The sequence below is a fragment of the Chrysiogenia bacterium genome (assembly GCA_020434085.1).
Lineage (GTDB): Bacteria > JAGRBM01 > JAGRBM01 > JAGRBM01 > JAGRBM01 > JAGRBM01.
Map to the genome: position 1 here is coordinate 1 of JAGRBM010000392.1, position 4,309 is coordinate 4,309.

Below are 4,309 nucleotides of genomic sequence, written 5' to 3' on the forward strand. Positions count from 1 at the left end.
AGATCTCCTTCATGCTCCGCGACGCCGGGTATGAATGCGACGCCGAGAGCCTCTCGCGCCTTCGCGGGATGGTGAGCGGTGTGCGACTCGAAGCCGACCATTTGAAGAACCCCGCAATCATCTACCTCATGCGCAGCGAGCGCGGGTTCAAACCGCTCGTCAATTACATCGAGTACGACGCTGCCAAACACCAGGTTTCCAGCAAGGACTACACCTGGCGTTACGCGCCCGAGCGCCCGTTCATGATCACCGACATGATCTACCCGATGCTTCAGGGGCGTGGTACGAAGGACATTCAGGACCGGCTGCGCGTGCGCGTCCGAGCGACCGGCCCCACGGGCCTTGTGAAGCTCAACTTCGACGAAGAAGACGTCGACATTCACCTGAACGGCGTGCGCACCGGGCCCATCCGGCTGGTGCGCGAGATGGAGGGCGCGATCAACGTGCTGCCCGGCTTCTCGCTTCCGGTGATGCTCACCTTCATCAACTACGACCGGCTCTGGATCGCCGATGTGCGCTTTCGCGTGCCCGCGCCGGCGGCCCTGTTCGTGGGCTCGCTCGACCTGCGCGTCGTCAATGACTTTACCGACCTGCGCGGCACGCGCATCACCACCAAGGCCAAGCCCGAGGGCGTGCTGGTCGACGGCCAGATGATTGCCGAGGAAAAGACCCTCGAGTTCGGCGATGAGCCCTGGTATCTCGTGACCGGTTCGGGATTCAACCAGGTCGTTGCCGTGGACTACGACCGCAGTCTCAAGCTCAACGCTTCGAGCTACTTTATCGACGACGAGAACCTGATCGAACCGCCCGAGGACGTGCCCGGCTGCGTGCCCTGCGTGGGTTACCAGTTCCTGCACTGGGAAGACCTCAAGCCGCAGAACTACCGCTTTGTGGGAAAGCTCTCGGTCATCCCCGCATTTCCCGAAGGCGGCGGCAGCGGCTTCTACAAGACCCTCAATGCGCCGGTGAAAGTCAGCGCTTTCTCGATCCCGCCCGGCGAGTCCTGATGGCCGTGGCGAGCCCGCGGCCGGTATGCAACACTCCCGCCTGAGAAATCACTCCCCGAATGTGTGAAGGAGCGACCATGAACGTCCGACTGATTCGAAGTGCATTGATCCTCGCGCTGCTTGGCTCCGTGCTGGGCGGCTGTGTGTGGAAATCCGATTTCGAAGCGCTGCAGGAAAAGCAGCGCAACACCTACGAAGAACTCCTCGACGCGCGCGATAAAAACAATGAATTGCAGGCCAGCAACGCCGCGCTGCAGGGAGATCTTGAGAAGACCAAGCTCGAACTGCAGAAGAAGATCGCCCGGCTCGAAGAGACACTGACCGAGCAGCAGCGCGAGAGCACCGACCGCCTCAAGAAGCTCAAGACCGATCTCGAAGAGGCCAAGCGCACCGGCAGCGAGCAGCTCGCCGCGCTCCAGAGCGAGTACGACGCGGCCAAAACAGAGGCCGCCGAGCAGATCGCCGAGACGGAGACCGAGCTGGCGGCTGCCCGCGAGGCCGCCGAGGCCGCGAAGAAAAAGGTGGAGGAGATCTCCGGCACCTACGAGCAGCTCGTCGGCAACCTCGAGAGCGAGATCAAGGACAAGTCGGTGCGCATCTCGCGTCTCAAAAACGAACTGAAGATCGACCTCGTAGACAAGATTCTCTTCGACTCGGGCAGCGCCACAGTGAACGCTCGCGGGCGCGCGGTGCTCAAGAAAGTGAGCGACGCCCTCAAGCAAATTCAGGATCGCCAGATCGTGGTGGAAGGGCATACCGACGACCGCCCGATCAAGGCAGGGCCGCTGGCGAAGATCTACCCCACCAACTGGGAGCTCTCGGCCGCGCGCGCGGTGGCGGTGGTGCGACTGCTCCAGGAATTCGGCGTGAAGCCCGGTCGCATGGCGGCCGCGGGCTACGGGCCTTACCAGCCGCTTGCCAGCAACAAGAGCGCCGAAGGGCGCAGCGCAAACCGCCGCATCGAGATCCTGCTGCAGCCCATCCGTATCCGCGAAGGCCTCAAGGAGTAGCGATGTCAACCTACAGCTCGCCCACCAAGCCGGGCGTCGAGAAGTATCTGGACGGGCTGCGTCCCAAGCCCGACGCGGTGCTCAAGAAGATGATTGCCCACGCGGAGAAGGACGACGTGCCAGTCGTCTCACCCGATGTGGGTGAGATGCTCTACCTGCTGACACGCGCGAACAAGCCCGCGCGCATTGTCGAGTGCGGCACCGCCATCGGCATGAGCGCGCTGCATTTCGCGCGGGGATTGAAGGATGCGAAGGTAAAGGGCGTCGTCGATACCTGCGACGTCTCTGAAGAGCGTCACGCCCAGGCCGCCGCCTACATGAAGCAGGCGGGGCTCTCGCGCTACGTGAACTTCCGCACCGTGGGGGCGCTCGAGTATCTCAGGAATAACCGGGCGCCCATCGACGTGCTGTTTCTCGACGCGGTAAAAGAGGAATACGCCGACTACGTGCGCGCCGCGCTTCCGAAGATGAAAAAAGGCGCGCTCATTATCGCCGACAACACGCTCTGGCACGGCTACGTCTCCGGCGTGCGCAAGCCCAAAGGAAAGTTTTGGCAGGAGAGCACCAAGGCGCTCTCGGCCTTCAACAAGTTCTTTGTGAATCACCCCAAACTCTACGCGCGGATCTTTCCGATCGGTGACGGGCTGGGTGTGGGAACGGTTCGCTAGGGGGACTTCGACGGCTCTAGTCTGTCATCCCGAACGAATGTGAGGGATCTCGCAGATACGAAGGCTGTTGCCGATCAAGGGTCATTGCTGGTTCGTCGTTGCGAGATCCCTCACATTCGTTCGGGATGACAGGGAAGGTGGGGTGAAGGCTAGGGCGAGGCCTGCTCGGTGGCGGGCGTCGAAAAATCGGCCGGCAGCTTGAACTGCAGGGGCTCTTCGCCAATGCGATACATCAGGAAGATGAGCAGCACGGTGAGGCCCAGGAAGCCGCCGAGGGCAATCACCCACAGACGGATCGGATAGCCCGAGAGGCGCCAGACGCTCTCGCCTTCGTAAATCTTGTCCTCGTCCATAGAAGATCAAGCCTAGCGCAAGAGGAATCATCATGGCAGAGCAACTCGGAGAGGTCCTCTGGTTTTCAAAGGAGAGGGGATTTGGCCTGATCCGCACGGGCGACGGAGCTGACTTCTACGTCATCTTCGAGGACATTGCCGAGGAGCCCCGGGAGCTTGAGCCGGGCGAGCTGGTGAGTTTCGAGCCCGGAGCCCGCGGCACCGCCCGCATCGCCCGGGCCGTGCGGCGCGCGAAGTCCTGAGAGCGCTGGCGCCTCGTTGACCCTCCACAGACCCGCGAGTATAGGTGAGTAATCTTTTTCGCGCCTGCTGCTCTTCCTGGCGGGAGAGGGCCCCGGGCGCCGATATTTCAGGTTTTCTTCCTTGAGTAAGTCCAGCTTCGACGTGGTGATCATCGGCGGCGGTGTCAATGGAACGGGCATTGCGCGCGATTGTGCCTACCGCGGTTTCAGCACCTGCCTGGTTGAGCAGCGCGACCTGGCCACGGGCGCATCGGGCGCCAACTCCGGCATGATCCACGGCGGCGCGCGCTACATGGTCAGCGACGTCAAGACGACCAAGAAGAGCTGCGAGGACTCGGGCTACATCCAGCAGATGGCCCCCCACATGCTCTTTCGGATTCCCTTCCTCATGCCCATCACGCAGAAGGGAATTGCCGGAAAGATCTTCGGTTCGCTCTTCGAGACCTATTTCGAGGGCTACGACCAGTTCCAGCCGCTGAAAAACGGCAAGCCCCACACCCGGCTCACCACGCAGGAAGCGCTCGCCATCGAGCCGGGCCTCAAACCGAAAATGGTCAACGGGGCGGTCACCATGGACGAGTGGGGGATCGATCCTTTTCGCCTGTGCACGGCCAACGCGCTCTCGGCCGCAGAGGCAGGCGCAACCATCCGCAACCACACCCGCGTCACCGGTTTTCTCTTCGAGGGAAAGCGGGTCTGCGGCGTAAAAGTCCAGGACTTCCGCACCGGCGCCCACGAAGAGATCCGCGCCAGCGTCGTCTTCAACGCCGGCGGGCCCTGGGTGCTCAAGATTCTTGAGGGCACCGGTGCCACGGCGAAGATGCGTCCGGGCAAGGGCGTGCACGTCATCCTCGACCGGCGCGTCGTGAACGTGGCCGTGATGTGCAGCGCCGTCGACGGGCGCAGCATCTTCATCATGCCCCACGACAACTCGACCATCATCGGCACGACCGACGATGACTTCTACGGCGATCCCGACAGCCTCACCGTGAGCAAGGACGAGGTCGAGTACCTCATTCAGGGGATCGA

General features: G+C 62.4%; 6 protein-coding genes. 5 read left to right on the plus strand and 1 reads right to left on the minus strand.

The genetic code is table 11. The features are described from left to right. The 3 genes from KDH09_13540 to KDH09_13550 form a co-directional block, all read left to right on the plus strand. The coding region (locus tag KDH09_13540; GenBank protein ID MCB0220717.1) for a hypothetical protein at window positions 1–1,007 on the plus strand (1,007 nt) is incomplete at its 5' end. A gap of 77 nt (window positions 1,008–1,084) precedes the next feature. Then, entirely contained in the window at window positions 1,085–2,017 is a 933-nt protein-coding gene (locus KDH09_13545) for an OmpA family protein (GenBank protein ID MCB0220718.1), read from the plus strand. Window positions 2,018–2,019: 2 nt separating this feature from the next. Then, window positions 2,020–2,685, plus strand: a complete 666-nt coding sequence (locus KDH09_13550; protein ID MCB0220719.1) for an O-methyltransferase — start codon at window positions 2,020–2,022, stop codon at window positions 2,683–2,685. Window positions 2,686–2,834: 149 nt separating this feature from the next. Here the strand turns inward: KDH09_13550 and KDH09_13555 are convergent, their stop codons facing one another. Continuing rightward, window positions 2,835–3,038, minus strand: a complete 204-nt coding sequence (locus KDH09_13555) for a hypothetical protein (GenBank protein MCB0220720.1) — start codon at window positions 3,036–3,038, stop codon at window positions 2,835–2,837. Window positions 3,039–3,070: 32 nt separating this feature from the next. Here KDH09_13555 and KDH09_13560 point away from each other — a divergent pair, with 32 nt between their 5' ends. Both KDH09_13560 and KDH09_13565 read left to right on the plus strand, forming a co-directional pair. Then, window positions 3,071–3,280: a cold shock domain-containing protein gene (locus KDH09_13560; protein MCB0220721.1), complete on the plus strand. Its 210-nt coding sequence runs from the start codon at window positions 3,071–3,073 to the stop codon at window positions 3,278–3,280. A 121-nt stretch (window positions 3,281–3,401) separates the two neighbouring features. Further along, window positions 3,402–4,309, plus strand: a 908-nt coding sequence (locus KDH09_13565) for a glycerol-3-phosphate dehydrogenase/oxidase (protein ID MCB0220722.1), incomplete at its 3' end; no start/stop codon positions are given.